The sequence below is a fragment of the Oerskovia sp. NPDC060338 genome (genome assembly GCF_042726295.1).
Lineage (GTDB): Bacteria > Actinomycetota > Actinomycetes > Actinomycetales > Cellulomonadaceae > Oerskovia > Oerskovia merdavium.
On sequence record NZ_JBHXCQ010000014.1, the window covers coordinates 1 to 14,098 of the forward strand.

The window sequence follows — 14,098 nt, forward strand, 5'->3', positions numbered from 1 at the left end:
TGGGCGGTGTCAGAACTCCCATCATCGGAAGACCTCGACCTCTATCCCCGGATCGACGCGCCGACCCGCTCTACACCCTCAACTGCGAAGAGCCCGTTAGTTCCCATGCCTTTGCCTCTAGGAATGCACATGTGACGTTGCGTTCGATAGCAACTCGAAGAGACCTTGTGCAAGAGCGAGGGCCTCGGGGTCGCGAGCAGGGGGTCGTCTAGGTTCCCGACCCGCGGAGATGTCGACGGGCAGACCGACGCGTTCTTGGACTGAGCGAGTGACCGTGCTTGTACGTAGTTCCCACACTCTTCGCTGCAACCCGTTGACCACCCGCACCCAGTGCGAGCATCCTCCACGCATGACGACACCGACCGCGTGGCAACGGCGCCGCGCTCCGCTCGCGGCCCGCCGCGCCACGCTCACGACCCGCCGTGCCCCGCTCACCGCGCCCACCACCCACACGGCCGCCCAGCGTAGGCGCCTCCTCGCCGCAGCTACCACCGCAGCGACCCTCGCCCTCCTCGCGGTCGCCACCACCTCACCCGAACCGGCGGCCGCCGCCGAAACCGTCTCCGTCTCGACCGCGGCCCAGCTCAAGTCGGCCCTCGCGGCGGCCGCCCCGGGCCAGACCATCCACCTCGCCGATGGCGTCTACACGGGCAACTTCAAGGTCGCGGGCCGCCCGGCCACGGCGTCGGCCCCGATCACCCTCGAAGGGTCCGCGAACGCCGTCCTGCGCACCTCGAGCGGCGGTGGCAACGTCCTCCAGCTCACCGACGCCGATCACTGGACGGTCCGCGGCATCACGGTCCAGAACGCCCAGAAGGGCATCATGGTCGACTCGTCCGACCACGTCACGATCGACGGCGTCACGGTCCACGACCTCACCATGGAGGGCGTGCACTTCCGCACGTCGAGCAGCTACGGCGTCCTGCGGAACTCGCGCATCTTCGACACCGGGCAGGACGGGCGCGGCATGGGCGAGGGCGTCTACGTCGGGTCCGCCAACACCTACAGCGACACGTCCGACCACGTCCAGATCCTCGACAACGTCATCGGCCCGCTGGTGCGCGGCGAGAACGTCGACATCAAGGAGGGCACGCGGGGCGGTCGCATCGCAGGCAACACGTTCTACGGCGACGGGCTGACGGGCGCCAACTACGACGACTCGTGGGTCGACATCAAGGGCAACGACTACGTCGTCGAGGACAACGTCGGCGTCGGGACCACCAAGTCAGGCTTCCAGACGCACCAGCAGTCGCCCGGCTGGGGCTGCGGCACGACGTTTCGGAACAACTCCTCGGACCTGAGCCGCGCCGTCGGGCCCGGGCGGTACGCGATCGAGGTGACCGTCTACGACGCGGCGACCTGTCCGGTGACGGTCACGAGCGACAACACGGTCGTCGGGGGAGACGGCCTGGTCAACCCGGGCATCCCCGTCTCGCCGGTGGGCGGCGGGCCGAGCCCAGAACCCAGCCCGACGCCGGAGCCCACCCCGAGCCCGACGCCCTCACCGTCGCCGAGCCCCACCACGCCCGCGTGCACCGCTCCGGCCTGGAGCGCGGGCGCCGTCTACACGGGCGGAGCCACGGTCTCGCACGCCGGCAGCACCTACACGGCCAGGTGGTGGACCCAGGGCGAGACGCCCGGGACGTCGCAGTGGGGAGCGTGGGCGGTCGTCGGGACCTGCTGATCGGCTTCCAGCATCCGGTGTGTCTCACCCGGACGTCCCGCGTGCTGCGAGATCAGCAGCATCAGCAGTAGAGTGCAGGCATGGTCTCGATCACGATCCGCGACGTCCCGCAGGAGGTGCGCGACGAGCTCGCCTCGCGTGCGGCCGCCTCAGGGCGATCGCTGCAGGAGTACCTCGCCCAGGCCCTCGACGACCTGGCGGCCAAGCCGTCGCTCGAGGGCGTCCTCGTCGACATCCGTCGCAACGCCCGGGGCTTCCCTGCGCTCGAGATGGACTCGTTGACCACGGACCTCGCCGCCGACCGCCGGTGAGTCAGCACCGTCAGGGCGGTCTCGTCGTGCCGGATGCGTCGGCGGTCGTCGTGCTGCTCATCGACCCGTCGACGCGGGGCGATACGGTTGCCCAGCTGCTCCGTGGCGCCACGTTGTTCGCTCCGTCGCTCCTTCCGTACGAGGTCGCGAACGTGCTGCGCCGTCGTCGCGCAGCAGGACTGCTGTCGGACGGTGAGGCGCGCATCGCGTTCGACGCTCTGCGTCGCCTGCCCGTCGAGCTCTGGCCCTTCGAGGTGCTGGCCGCCCGAGCCTGGGAGCTCGGCCCCGACCTGAGCACGTACGACGCCGCCGACGTCGCGCTCGCGGAACATCTCGACGCCACCCTCGTCACGACGGATGCGCGGCTCGCGCGCGCGCCCGGCCCCCGCTGCACGATCGAACTCGTCGCGTAGGACGGGCCATCGGCCCCTGTGGACAACCCTGGCGCCACCCCTCGACGCCGCCACGATGGTCCCGTCGATGCAGCGCGCACTCGGCGCGGTGCGATCGAGCAGGGGGAGCCAGCATGGGCAAGGGCGTCACATGGGTGTGGGGCGTCGCGAGCGCGGTCCTCACGGGACTGGTCGTCGCAGGCGCCTGCACGGTCCTGGTGTCGTGGATCGTGGGTGTGGGGCGCGGTGACGAGGACCTCGCGTATCACGGGGCGGTCAACGCGATGGCGCTCGCGGTCTACCTGCCGTGGTTCTTCACGCACTACTGGGTGCGACCGACCCTCACCGGACTGTTGCTGCCGTTCGTCGGTGTGCTGCTCGCTCCATACCTCCTCGTGCTCCTGTTGTTGTTCACGATGGAGACGCCCGGGATCACGGAGCGCCTGCGGACGATCACTTTCGGCACCATGGTCGCCGCCACGATCGCCGGGCCGGTGTGGTTCGTGGCACGGTGCCGCCGCCGGTGGGCACGCATGGTCGCGCTGGCCGCGACGGTCCAGGGTGGCCGGGTCGTCGAGGTCGTCGAGTCCGTCCACCACGGGCAGTGGAGCGCGGCCCGCCTCGTCGACGTACAGACCGGTGAGCGGGAGCAGACACCGCTGTGGGGGCACTACAGCCGACGTGACGTGTGCGTGGTCGACGGCTCGCTCGCCGTCCTGGACCATGCCGCCGCGATCGTCCGGGGGTTCGGCGCGCCACGCGTCCAGATCCGCCCGACGACGCACGACGTCATCGCACCCCCGTGACCTCGACCCGCCCCAGCAGCTCCTCGAGCACGCTCTCGCTCACGACGGGGATCCCGTACCGCCGCGCGGTCCGGGCCTTCCCGGACAGCGAGTCCGGGTCGGCCGCGATCACGACGCGTGTGCGCTTGGTGACGTTCGGCCAGGGTGACAGTCCGGCCGCCCGCGCCTCGCGCTCCCAGTCCTCGCGGGGCCGCGTCATGGCCCCGGTCAGCACGATCTCGTCGCCCCGAGCCAGCGCGAACCGAGGCCGCGCGGCCACGGTCGCGACGGCCCCACCCGGCACACCGGCGCCGTCAACACCGTCGTCCCCACCCGTCCCGACGGCGTCGCTCGCCTCCGAGCGCGGGTGCGCTCCGCCGTCGGGCAGGGTGGCGAGCACCGGACCGGACGCCGCGCGCTCGACCGCCGCCGCGACGTCGTCCGCGTCCATCCCGAGCTGGCCGGCGACCTCGTGGAGGTCTGCGACCTCGGCGTCCGAGAGCACGCCGTCCTCGAGCGCGACCCGCGCGAGCGCGTCGAGATACCCGCGGTGCAGCGACTCGACCTGCGCACGGCCGAGCCCCGCCTCCTCGGCCGCGGCGAGCAGGGCGCCGCGCTCGGTGAAGGACACGTACCGGTCCAGCAGGGCGAGGTCGAGAAGCGCGAGGTAGTCGTCGGCCTCGACGGGGAAGGGCACGCGGTCGAGGCGGTCGGACAGGCCCGAGAGCCAGTGGCCCGTGGGCCGGCTCGCGCCGCGCAGCACGGGGGAGAAGGCGCCCGAGGCTGCAAGGCCGGGCCACGAGTGCGTGGCAGACGCCTCGTGGGCCTGGGCCCAGAGCGGGTCGGCGTCGTCGAGCCCCAGGTAGTGCTCGAGGAGCCCTGCGGTGGCGCGGGCGTCGCCGAGAGCCGAGTGCGCGCCGTCGTGCACCACGCCCGCGAGCTCGCAGCAGATCGCGAGACCGCGCGGCGCGGACGGCAGGAACGTCCCGGCCAGGCGCATGGTGCACAGGCACGCGAGCGGGTCGATCCCCACGGGCAGGCCCACGCGCCCGAACTCGGCGCGCAGGAAGCGCGTGTCGAAGCTCGCGTTGTGCGCGACGATCACGCGCCCCTCGAGGAGCCGCGCGAGGTGCGGCGCGACGACCGCGAACGTTGGCGCGAGGCTCACGTCGGCCGCGCTGATGCCGTGCACGTGCTGCGGGCCCAGGTCACGCTCGGGGTTCACGAGCGTGCACCACTCGTCCTGGACGCGGCCGGCGGCGTCGGTGAGGACGACGGCGACCTCGGCGATGCGGTCGTGCTGGCGTGGCGAGAACCCAGTGGTCTCGAGGTCGATCACGGCGAATCCGGGCACGGAGACCAGGGTGCCAGGTGGGGCGCGCGACGACGAAGTCGTCCACAAGGTTCGCGGGTGCACAGGCCTTCGACGCGCGAGTCCGTCGAATCGTTTCTAACCTGGACAGGCATACCAACTCAGGGGAGATCTGCTGTGCGTACTGCTGCCATCACGGCCAGCGTCCTGGTGTCCGTCGGACTGCTCGCGGGGTGCAAGGGAGGCGCGGGCTCGGGTCCCGCGTCACCCTCGCCGACCGCGACCGACCCGTCACCGACCGACCCGTCCACCGAGCCCACGAGCCCGCCGCCGGTCGATCCGACCGACGGGCCGTCGCCCGAACCGACCGACACGGCCACGACGGCACCGTCCGAGTCTCCGGACCCCGGCGACGTCTCGATCGAGGTGTACATACCGGAGCGCACGGCCCCGCCGTCGAGCGACTGAGCCCCGGAGCAGCACGACGCACGACGGGCCGGACCTCGTCTCCGAGGCCCGGCCCGTCGCTCCGTCGAGCACGCCCCCCACGGGCGCGCTCCGCGCTCCCGCCCCTGTGCCGGGGGCAGGAGCGGCGCTACTCCGCGCCGCCCTCCGCCTGGCGGGCGCGGTGGCGTCGGGCTGCGACGACGAGCCCGACGCCGACCAGCAGAGCGAGGAACGCCGCGCCGGCCGCGAGGCCGACGGTCGCACCGGTCGAGGCGAGCGAGCCCGAGCCCGTGCCTCCGGTCGACCAGGGGTCCGACCCGCCGTCGGAGTCGACGAGCGTCGCGTCGTCGGTGGGCTCGTCGGTGCCAGGACCGCCCGTCCCCGGCTCGTCGGTGGGCGGGTCGGTCGGTTCGACCGCCACGGCCGTCACGGTGATCGGCGCGGTCCCGAGACCCGTGACCTCGGTCGCCTGGGTCGCGGCGTCGACGAGCGTGGCCCGCTCTGCGGTCACGTCGCCGTCCCCCGCGCCCACGGCCACGAAGTCGAGGGTCGCGAGGGTCAGGTCTCCCTCGGCGGTCGGCGAGGTGCCGAGCTTGGTCTGCGTGAGCACGACCGAGGACCCGTCGGGACCGAGCGCCGCCTCGTGGAACCCGGAGATGTCGGTGGTCCCGCTGCCGTCGACGTACTCGAGCACCTCGGGGTCGAAGCCCACCGTGAGCTCGTACGCGAACAGGTCGGTGACCCCGGAGGCGGCCACGGTCACCGAGACGGTATCGCCGACCTCGACCGCGGGGGTCGAGGCCGTGACCGTGTACGAGCCGACGGTCGTCGCGGCGCTCGCCGCTCCGGCGCCGCCGAGGAGCGTCGCCCCCGCGAGCGTCAGCGTCGCCGCACCGGCGACGACCCGCCGGGCGGCCAGCCGTCCTGCGGCGCCCCGCTGCGGTGCCCGTGATCCAACGGCTCGGTCCATGGTGGTCGTCCTCTCGAACAGTGAAGCAGGTGTCGTCGTCCGCACGGCTCAGCCCTCCAGCTCGGGGAACAGCGCGGGTGCGTGGCGGTTGAGCGAGCCCTGTTCGTACCCGTAGGCCAGGCCGAGCAGCGTCCCCTCGTCGTAGGCGCGGCCGATGAACTCGAGGCCGATCGGTGCGCCGTCGCTCGTCGAGCCGTCGAGCTCGGCGGACGCGAAGCCCATGGGCACGGTCACGGCGGGCAGGGCCGAGAACGGGCTGAGGCGGTTGTTGGAGCCGCTCGAGTAGCCGGTCGGTCCCGAGGTCGAGGGGTAGATGATCGCGTCGACGTCGTTCGCGTCCATGGTTCCCTCGATGGCCCGGCGGCCGAACGCGATCTCGCCGTCGTGCTGGGTCCTCCACGCGTCGTACGTCTCCTGGGTCACGAGCGAGCGGGTGCGCAGGGTGCCCGCCAGTGCAGGGAGGTAGTCGCCGCCCGACGCCACGATGTCCTGGAGGGACCGGTACGGCACGGCCGGGGCGGCGAACTTCGTCAGGTACGCGTTGAGGTCGTGGCCGAACTCGTTGGTGCTGCCCGACGACCACGTCTGGATGGTCGCCATGTCCGTGATGGCCAGCGGCACGACCTCGGTCCCGCGGGCCTCGAGGTCCGCGACGGCGTCAGCGAACAGGCGCTTGGCGGTCGCGTTGGTGCCGATCGTCGTCGGGTCGTAGCCGATGCGGGCTCCGTCGAGGCTGTCGGCGTCGAGGAACGAGGTGTAGGAGGCGGGTCGCCGGGAGTCGGTGAGCGCGGTCGCGGCGTCCTCGGGGTCGGAGCCCGCGACGGCGTCGAGCGCGATGGCCGCGTCGGTCACGGTGCGTGTCATGGGTCCGCCCGTGTCCTGGGACAGCGCGAGCGGGACGATCCCGTCACGGCTCGTGAGCCCGACGGTCGAACGCACGCCCACGAGCGCGTTCCACGACGAGGGGATGCGGATCGAGCCGCCCGTGTCGGTGCCGAGCCCGATCACCGCGAAGTTGGCGGCGATCGACGCCCCGGACCCGCCGCTCGACCCGCCCGACGTCTTGCCGGGCGCGTAGGGGTTGGTCGTGGTGCCGCCCAGCGAGCTGTCGGTCGTGGTGCTGACCGCGAACTCGTAGAGGTTGGCCTTGGCGAGGATGACGGCGCCGTCGGCCCGCAGGTTCTCGATCATCTGGGCGTCCGACGACGTCTGGTTCGCCCGGAGGCACGTGCACCCGGCTGTGGTCGGCATGTCGACGGTGTTGTAGTTGTCCTTCGCGATCACGGGGATGCCGTGCAGCATGCTGCGCGGGCCGCCCGCGGCGCGCTCCTTGTCGAGCTCGGCCGCGATCTCGAGGGCGTGCGGGTTGACCGTGATGATCGAGTTGATCTGGTCGTCGTACGCCTCGATCCGGTCGAGGTACATCTGCGTGAGCTCGACCGCGGTCAGCTCGCCCGAGGCCATGGCCTTCTGGATGTCCACGGTGCTCGCCTCGAGCAGCGTGAAGGCGCCGTCGTCGTAGAGCATGCGCTGGGACAGGGCGGCGACGTCGGTCACGTCGATCACGCCGCTGCCGTCGAGGTCGGCGGCCGCGACGTCGGCCCAGCCGGCGTCGGTGCTCGTGGTCCCGACCGCCGCGACGAGCAGCGACAGGTCGTCGGTGTCGACCGTGCCGTCGCCCGTCAGGTCGGCCTCGGTGTAGAAGGGCGCCCCGAACGCGAGCCCGGCCGAGGCCTGGTCGGCGGGAGCGCCGACGGCCGTGGTCGCGGTCAGACCCAGGGCGATCGGCGCGGCGATCGCGGCGAGGGCGACCGGAGCGGCGGCGAGGAGGCGCCGTCGTCGTACGTGTGTGGTCACGGAGATGTCCCTTCCGAGTGCGCCGAGGGCAGGGCGAAGCACGCCGACGGCGGCGGTTGATCTGGGGAGGGCGCGCACCCCCGTGCGCCCACAGCGAGGCTGCCACCCGCGTGTTTCGGCGCGGTGTCGCGGCAGTTTCGACCGCTACGCGGTCACTCGGAACCGTGTCTCGTCTGCTGCTCGACCGTGGACGGCGTCCTACGAGTAGAGGCTCGCGCGGAATCCGGGGTAGGGATCCACGGTCTCGGCAGCAGACCTGCGGACGGCGACCACGGCGTCGAGTGCCGGCCCGGCGACGTAGTGCCGCCCCTTGGTGCTACCGACGGCGCGCAGCAGTGCGACGTCGGTCAGCAGCTTGAGGTCACGGCTCGCCGTGCGCTCGTCGATCTGGGCTTCACGCACGTACGGCCCTCTCCGGACCCGCATGCCGAGCGCGGCCGAGTAGAGGACGTCGAGCGATCGATCGGGGAGCCGCTTGCTCGCCCCGAGATCGTCGAGCATGCTCCAGACCCTCGAGGCGCGCGATACGCGGTCGAGGACGGCCTGTGCCTGGAGATGGTGCGCGCGCAACGAGAACGTCACCCAGGTGGAGGCATCGTGGCCCGGGCTCCAGGTGCCGTCACTGGATCGCGCCAGGACACGGTAGTAGTCCTCGGTGTTTGCCCCGAGCCATTCCTCGATGCTCGACAGCTCGGGAGCGCTCAGGCCTGCTCGGGTCAGTACCAGCGTCTGCAGAGCGCGAGCCATGCGGCCGTTGCCGTCGCGGAAGGGATGGATCATGACCAGGTTGAGATGCGCCATCGCACCGCTGACAAACGGATCGAGGTCCGGATGGTCGGAGGTCCACCGCATGAGCTCGTCGACGAGTTCTGCAACGAGGCCGGCGTCAGGCCCGGCGTAGAGGTGACGGCCGGTCGCCTCGTCCGAGACAAAGATCTCCCCGCGGCGGTACTGACCGGGGCTCTTGTCGAGAGCGTGGGACAGGAGCATGTAGTGCATGGAACGGAGGATCGACGCGTCGAGCGTGAAGTTCTCGTCGCCGGCGGTCGCCAGGATGAACCCGAGCGCCTGGCGATAGCCCGCGATCTCACGGAACGTCTGGACGTCAGCGCTGATCGGTTCGTCGCCCTCGATCGCGGCGTCGGCGTCGTCGAGGGCGACGTTGTACCCCTCGATGCTGTTCGACCCTTGGATCGCCCGTGCGACGGCCGTCTTACGAAGCCTCCCTACCCACCGTCGGGGCGTGCGGATCTGATCGGCGAGTGCACTACGCATCGTCGAGAGCTCACCGAGGACGCGCTCGTCGTCGGCAGTCAGCACGGGGAGGGTGTAGAGCATGACCCAATGTCCTTAATCTAGAGACACACAGTCTCACGCAACATGGCGTGTCGCAAGAATCGAGACATCAGGACAGGGGACAACCAGCTCAGCCCTTCGCGCGCGCCGCCCGACGGCGTCGCCTCGCCTCCTCGGCGCGACCCTCCGCGGCCGCGAGCTCGGCGTCCACGCCGGCCAGCTCCTCCTCGGCCGCGGCGAGCGCCGCACGGGCCTCGTCGAGCGCGCGGTGCGCGTCGTCGCGCTCGGCGGTCAGCCGGGCGATCTCCTCGTCGAGCGCGGCCAGGCGTGCGTCCAACGGCCCGACGGCGTCGCTCGCCTCGCGCACGGCGTCGGCGGCCTGGTCGCGGCGACCCTCGAGCCGGTCGATGTCCGCGGCCGCCTCCGCGACCTCGCGCTCGGCGGACTCGAGGGCGGTATCCGATCCAGAGTGTTCGGCCGCGACCGGCTCGTCGGCGGGCGCCTCGACGTGAGGCTCCCCAGCGCGTCCCGACGGCTCCGCAGCCGCAGCGCGCCGCGCACCAGCACCTCGCCGGGCCTCGCGCTCGGCGCTCAACGACACGACGTCGGCCGTCTCACCGCTCTCGTCGACGATCCCGAACCCGACGTACTGGAGCGCCTGCGTGAGCCGCCCTGCTCGGACGAGCGCCCCGGCGTCGCGGTCCATGACCGCCGCGGTGAGGGTCTCACCCAGCCGCCGCAGCGCCTCGCCCGACACCGCCCTGCCGCCCACGCCCGCCGACGACACCTCGGCGACCAGGGCGTCGACCTGCCGTCGGCGCTCGCGGTCGAGCTCGGTGAGCCGCGCGCGGTCGCGGGCCTCTGTCGCAGCCCGGAGCTCGTCGCCGAGAGCCACGAGGTCGTCGATCGCGTGCCCGTGCGTGCGGGCGACCTGGTTGACGACCCACCCGGCGACCGTCGGCTTGACCAGCGCGCGCAGCCGGGCTGCGCCCACGGCGTCGCCCGCTGCTTTCGCCTGCTTGACCGCAACGTTCCGGGCCGCGACGAACTCGTCGAGCGGCAGGGCGAACAGGCCGTCGACCGCCTGGCCGCCGCCCGCGCCGGGATCCTCGCTCATCGCCCCAGCGTCGCACCGTTCACCCTGCGGTGCCGAGCATGCGGTCGTCGTCGAGAATCGGGCCGGACCGGACGACGGCCGCATGCTCGTGGAACGACAACCACATGCTCGGCACCTCCGATAGTCTCCGGAGTCGACCGCACCGGGCGCACGGCCCGGGAGCGCGGACCGCCGCCGACCCAGGGGAGCCCGTGGACAAGGACCTATCGCTCGGCTCGACCGCGGCCCCGGCACCGGACGTCGCAGCCGACCCGGCCCCCACCGACACCGACGTCACGCCCGACCCAGCCACCACCCCCGCCGCACCCGCCGACCCGACCGGAGCGCCGCCGTCGGGCCTCGCGGACACCCCCGCGAAGCCCGGGCTCGACGACCTCGTCGCAGGCTGGGTGGGCCGGGCCCTGGACGTCTACCCGCGCCCCGACCTGCCGCTCACCACGCACTGGGACGCCTCGGCCGCAGGCCTCGTGCGCCAGGTCCCGTACGTGCCGCGCTTCGCGACCAAGCCGCTCGAGCTGCTCGACCGGTTCGGGGCCGTGCACGTCGGCCCGCAGGAGATCGGGTTCGACGGCGACGCGGTCGACTGGGACCGCGTGATCGAGCTGCGCACGCACCCCGCGTGGTCGAGCCTGTCGGCCGACGCGCTCGAGGCGAACTTCGCGCAGTACCTGCGCGTGATCCCGCGCCTGCCCGGCCGCGGCTGGGTCCTGGGCAAGGTCTCGGAGCTGCTCGTGTCGCTGTACCTGGCGGTCGTGCCCCTGCCCGACGACGTCGCTCGCCTCCTCGAGGTCGGCGGCACCGCAGGCGACGACGCGCCCGACGAGGGGCCCGAGGCGGTCGCGGAGCGCGACCTGTTCACCCGGCGGACCGTGACCGAGATCGTCTACAAGCGCCGCTTCGGCGAGGGCGAGCGGCAGGCGTGCACGACGTCGGTCCTGCTGCAGCTCGCGTTCCCCGAGTCGACCGACGCCATGCTGGCGCTCGCGGCCGAGCGGGGGGTGCGCGTCGTGCACGTGCCGGTCGACGAGGGCGAGATGGGCGCGACGATCAAGAGGGCCGCGTCGTGGCGGTCGGCAGCGCTGGGCCTGCGGGAACGCTTCGCACGCGCAGAGGGCCCGACGGCGTAGCCCGCCCGGGCGGTCGTCGTCGTCCGTGCGGTGGTCCGGGGGAGCGGCGGCGTGTGCCGCCCAGGGGCCGGTCGTGCGGCTGCCCCCGTGCTCGGTCTACGCTCCGAGGGGACCGGGTGGCGGGCGAGGGGCCGGCCGCACGGCGAGGGCGCGCCGGGACGAGCGCCGGCGGCACGACACGAGGTAAGGCGGCACATGGCACGCAGGACCATCGTCATCACCGGGGCGAGCGACGGGATCGGCGCCGCCGCGGCCCGGCAGCTCGCGGCGGACGGGCACCGGGTCGTGGTCGTCGGGCGCTCGCCCGAGAAGACCGCCGCGGTGGCCGGGGAGGTCGGGGCCGACTTCTTCGTGGCCGACTTCGCGCGCCTGGCCGAGGTGCGGGCGCTCGCAGCCGACCTGCTCGACCGCTACGAGCGGATCGACGTCCTCGCGAACAACGCGGGCGGCATCATGGCCGACCGTCAGGTCTCCGAGGACGGCCACGAGCTGACGTTCCAGGTGAACTACCTGGCGCCGTTCCTCCTGACCACGCTGCTGCTCGACCGCTTGGAGGAGAGCCACGCGAGCGTCGTCAGCACGAGCAGCGCCGCGCACCGGCTGTTCAGCGACTTCCACCTCGACGACCTCGAGGCCGAGCGGTCGTACGCGCCCAACGCGGCGTACGGGAACGCGAAGCTCGCGGTCAACCTGTTCACGCGTGAGCTCGACCGCCGGTATCGCGCGTCGGGGATCTCGGCCGCGTCCTTCCACCCGGGCGTCGTCGCGACGAACTTCGCGGCGACGTCGACGAGCAGCATGCGCGTCATGTACCAGACGGTGCTGAGCCGCTTCCTCACGTCGTCGGCCAAGGGGGCCGACACCCTGGTCTGGCTCGCGACCACGACGCCCGGCGTCGACTGGGAGCCGGGGAACTACTACATCAAGCGGAAGATCGCGACGACCCACCCGCTCGTGAGCGACGCGCGGCTCGCGGCCGAGCTGTGGGACCGGAGCGTCGCGATGGTGAGCGCGGCCGACGAGCCGGGGACTGCCGCCTGACGGCTGCTCGGCGTCTGGGCCCTGGGGCACATGGGGGTTCGGTGGTTCGGGGTCTCGGGTGGTGGCCTCGCCAACTCGGGTCTTGCCCCTTCGGTGCCGACCATGCGGTTGTCGTCGGTTTCGTCCTCGAGACGAACGCCAACCGCATGCTCGGGCGACGCCAACCGCATGCTCGTGAGTGCCGCGCGTCCCCGGACAGCACGACGGGCCCGGTGCTCTCGCAACCGGGCCCGTCGATCTCACCACGCCGCAGGCCGAAGGGGGGTGACCTGCGACGGGGAGGCTGGGAAGACCGTCAGGACGCGGAGGTCGTGACCTCGATGCGCTGCGGCGTCGTCCCGGCGTAGACGCCGGAGACGGTGACGGTCAGGACACCTGCGTCGTAGCGGGCGCTGATCGCGCTCGCGTCAGCGGCCTTGGGGAGCGTCACGACGCGGTGGAACGCGCCGTAGCGGACCTCACGGACGCGGCGGCCGTCGGTCTCCTCGGCCCGCTCGTCCTTGCGCTCGCCGCGCACGACGAGCTTGCGGCCCTCGACCTCGACCGTGACGTCCTGCGCGGGGTCGATGCCCGGCAGGTCGAAGCGGGCGACGAGGTCGTCGCCGTCCTGGAAGACGTCGGCGTGAGCCGGGACGCCTGCTACGGGACGAGCAGTGAGGAGGTCGCGCAGAGCGCGGTCGAAAGCGGGAGCGGGGGTGGTCAGGGTGGTCGTCATGGTGACTCCTTCAGTCGTGATGGAACCTCTGACGGGTACAACTTGAGTCACCCACGCTCAATTCCAGATCTGCGTTCGCCCTGGACGAACGACCGCGTCCGTGGGGCGGGACCTGGCCTCCTCGCAGCCCACCCCGTCACCGTCGCGGTCCAGCTTCTTGCTGTAGCCGGGCTCGCCGACGCGGATCGGTGCCTCGCCCGCCGGGCTCAGGCCTCGGGCGCTCCCAGGACCGCGACCAGGAAGTCGCCGCCCTCGGTGAACGGTCGCAGGTCCCACGTCGACAGCTTGAGCTGGACCTCGAGCCCGGCCTCGGCGGCGTCGGCGAAGAAGGCGTCGAACGCGTAGCCGCGCCCTGCGCCGAACCCGACGACGGCCCGCCCGCCTGGTGCCAGGTGGGCCCGGAAGCGGCGCAGCACCTCGACCTCGGTGCCGGGCGCGAGGAACGTCACGACGTTCCCGGCGCACACGATCAGGTCGAACAGTTCGGCGACCCCCATGGCGGGCAGGTCGAGCTCGGCGATGTCCGCGACGAGCCACGTCGAGCCGGGGTGGTCGGTCTCGGCGGCCTCGATGAGGACGGGATCGACGTCGACCCCCACGACGGTGTGCCCGCGCGCCGCGAGCTCGGCACCCACGCGCCCCGGGCCGCAGCCGGCGTCGAGGATCCGCGCCCCGCGCGGGAGCATGGCGTCGACGAGCCGCGCCTCGCCCGCGAGGTCCGCGCCCTGAGCCGCCATCGCGCGGAAGCGCTCGACGTACCAGGTCGAGTGCGCGGGGTTCATGGCGGTCTTCTGCTCCCAGCGCGTGGGGTTGGCCTTGCTCACCGGTGCTCCTCGGGGTCGGTCGGGGTGTGATGGGTCGGACGGGCCGTGCGGGTGGAGAGGTCGGGCGGGTCTGGCGGTTCGGTCGGGTCGGCGGGCGTGTCCACGGCCGGCGGGACGGTCCGATGGACCGGCGGACCGGCTGGCTGACTGACCGGCTGACTAACTGGCTGGCCGACCTGGCGCGAGCCTCGACCGTACCTCTGCCGCAACCTCTGCCGAT

General features: G+C 72.5%; 15 protein-coding genes. 7 read left to right on the forward strand and 8 right to left on the reverse strand.

Annotation, left to right across the window (positions count from 1 at the left end; translation table 11 throughout):
• Positions 1-349: 349 nt before the first annotated feature.
• From ACFWGN_RS17085 to ACFWGN_RS17100, 4 genes are all read left to right on the forward strand, one after another.
• Positions 350-1,684, forward strand: coding sequence for a carbohydrate-binding protein (locus ACFWGN_RS17085; protein WP_377618496.1), 1,335 nt, complete (start codon positions 350-352; stop codon positions 1,682-1,684).
• A gap of 80 nt (positions 1,685-1,764) precedes the next feature.
• Entirely contained in the window at positions 1,765-1,995 is a 231-nt protein-coding gene (locus tag ACFWGN_RS17090; RefSeq protein ID WP_377618498.1) for a hypothetical protein, read from the forward strand.
• Positions 1,992-2,408, forward strand: coding sequence for a type II toxin-antitoxin system VapC family toxin (locus ACFWGN_RS17095; protein WP_377618500.1), 417 nt, complete (start codon positions 1,992-1,994; stop codon positions 2,406-2,408). Before ACFWGN_RS17090 ends, ACFWGN_RS17095 begins: the two co-directional genes overlap by 4 nt.
• Before the next feature lie 113 nt (positions 2,409-2,521).
• Positions 2,522-3,193, forward strand: a complete 672-nt coding sequence (locus ACFWGN_RS17100) for a hypothetical protein (protein WP_377618501.1) — start codon at positions 2,522-2,524, stop codon at positions 3,191-3,193.
• Here ACFWGN_RS17100 and ACFWGN_RS17105 read toward each other — a convergent pair.
• On the reverse strand, positions 3,177-4,526 hold the full coding sequence (locus ACFWGN_RS17105; RefSeq protein WP_377618503.1) for an exonuclease domain-containing protein: 1,350 nt from the start codon (positions 4,524-4,526) through the stop codon (positions 3,177-3,179). The two genes, ACFWGN_RS17100 and ACFWGN_RS17105, sit on opposite strands and share 17 nt — an antisense overlap.
• Positions 4,527-4,661: 135 nt before the next feature.
• Between ACFWGN_RS17105 and ACFWGN_RS17110 the strand changes: the two genes are divergently transcribed.
• Positions 4,662-4,952, forward strand: a complete 291-nt coding sequence (locus ACFWGN_RS17110) for a hypothetical protein (RefSeq protein ID WP_377618505.1) — start codon at positions 4,662-4,664, stop codon at positions 4,950-4,952.
• 127 nt (positions 4,953-5,079) lie between these two features.
• On the opposite strand, the gene ACFWGN_RS17115 is transcribed toward ACFWGN_RS17110, so the two are convergent.
• The 4 genes from ACFWGN_RS17115 to ACFWGN_RS17130 all read right to left on the reverse strand — a co-directional run bounded on the left by ACFWGN_RS17115 (position 5,080) and on the right by ACFWGN_RS17130 (position 10,171).
• Positions 5,080-5,901: a cohesin domain-containing protein gene (locus ACFWGN_RS17115; RefSeq protein WP_377618506.1), complete on the reverse strand. Its 822-nt coding sequence runs from the start codon at positions 5,899-5,901 to the stop codon at positions 5,080-5,082.
• 48 nt (positions 5,902-5,949) lie between these two features.
• Positions 5,950-7,758 carry an amidase family protein gene (locus tag ACFWGN_RS17120; RefSeq protein WP_377618508.1) on the reverse strand — a complete coding sequence of 603 codons (1,809 nt, stop codon included), beginning with the start codon at positions 7,756-7,758 and terminating at the stop codon, positions 5,950-5,952.
• A 198-nt stretch (positions 7,759-7,956) separates the two neighbouring features.
• Positions 7,957-9,096: a Fic family protein gene (locus ACFWGN_RS17125; RefSeq protein ID WP_377618509.1), complete on the reverse strand. Its 1,140-nt coding sequence runs from the start codon at positions 9,094-9,096 to the stop codon at positions 7,957-7,959.
• Positions 9,097-9,184: 88 nt separating this feature from the next.
• Entirely contained in the window at positions 9,185-10,171 is a 987-nt protein-coding gene (locus tag ACFWGN_RS17130; RefSeq protein WP_377618511.1) for a hypothetical protein, read from the reverse strand.
• Positions 10,172-10,362: 191 nt separating this feature from the next.
• Here ACFWGN_RS17130 and ACFWGN_RS17135 point away from each other — a divergent pair, with 191 nt between their 5' ends.
• Positions 10,363-11,298 carry a hypothetical protein gene (locus tag ACFWGN_RS17135; RefSeq protein WP_377618512.1) on the forward strand — a complete coding sequence of 312 codons (936 nt, stop codon included), beginning with the start codon at positions 10,363-10,365 and terminating at the stop codon, positions 11,296-11,298.
• A gap of 195 nt (positions 11,299-11,493) precedes the next feature.
• On the forward strand, positions 11,494-12,339 hold the full coding sequence (locus ACFWGN_RS17140) for an SDR family NAD(P)-dependent oxidoreductase (RefSeq protein WP_377618514.1): 846 nt from the start codon (positions 11,494-11,496) through the stop codon (positions 12,337-12,339).
• 295 nt (positions 12,340-12,634) lie between these two features.
• On the opposite strand, the gene ACFWGN_RS17145 is transcribed toward ACFWGN_RS17140, so the two are convergent.
• The 3 genes from ACFWGN_RS17145 to ACFWGN_RS17155 are packed head-to-tail and all read right to left on the reverse strand — an operon-like array spanning position 12,635 to position 13,836.
• The gene (locus ACFWGN_RS17145) at positions 12,635-13,054 is read right to left on the reverse strand and encodes an Hsp20/alpha crystallin family protein (protein WP_191804262.1); all 420 of its coding nucleotides are present in this window, start codon (positions 13,052-13,054) and stop codon (positions 12,635-12,637) included.
• A gap of 57 nt (positions 13,055-13,111) precedes the next feature.
• Entirely contained in the window at positions 13,112-13,330 is a 219-nt protein-coding gene (locus ACFWGN_RS17150) for an excalibur calcium-binding domain-containing protein (RefSeq protein ID WP_377618516.1), read from the reverse strand.
• Complete coding sequence (locus tag ACFWGN_RS17155) at positions 13,261-13,836, reverse strand: class I SAM-dependent methyltransferase (RefSeq protein ID WP_377618702.1); 576 nt, start codon at positions 13,834-13,836, stop codon at positions 13,261-13,263. Before ACFWGN_RS17155 ends, ACFWGN_RS17150 begins: the two co-directional genes overlap by 70 nt.
• Between the last annotated feature and the right edge of the window lie 262 nt (positions 13,837-14,098).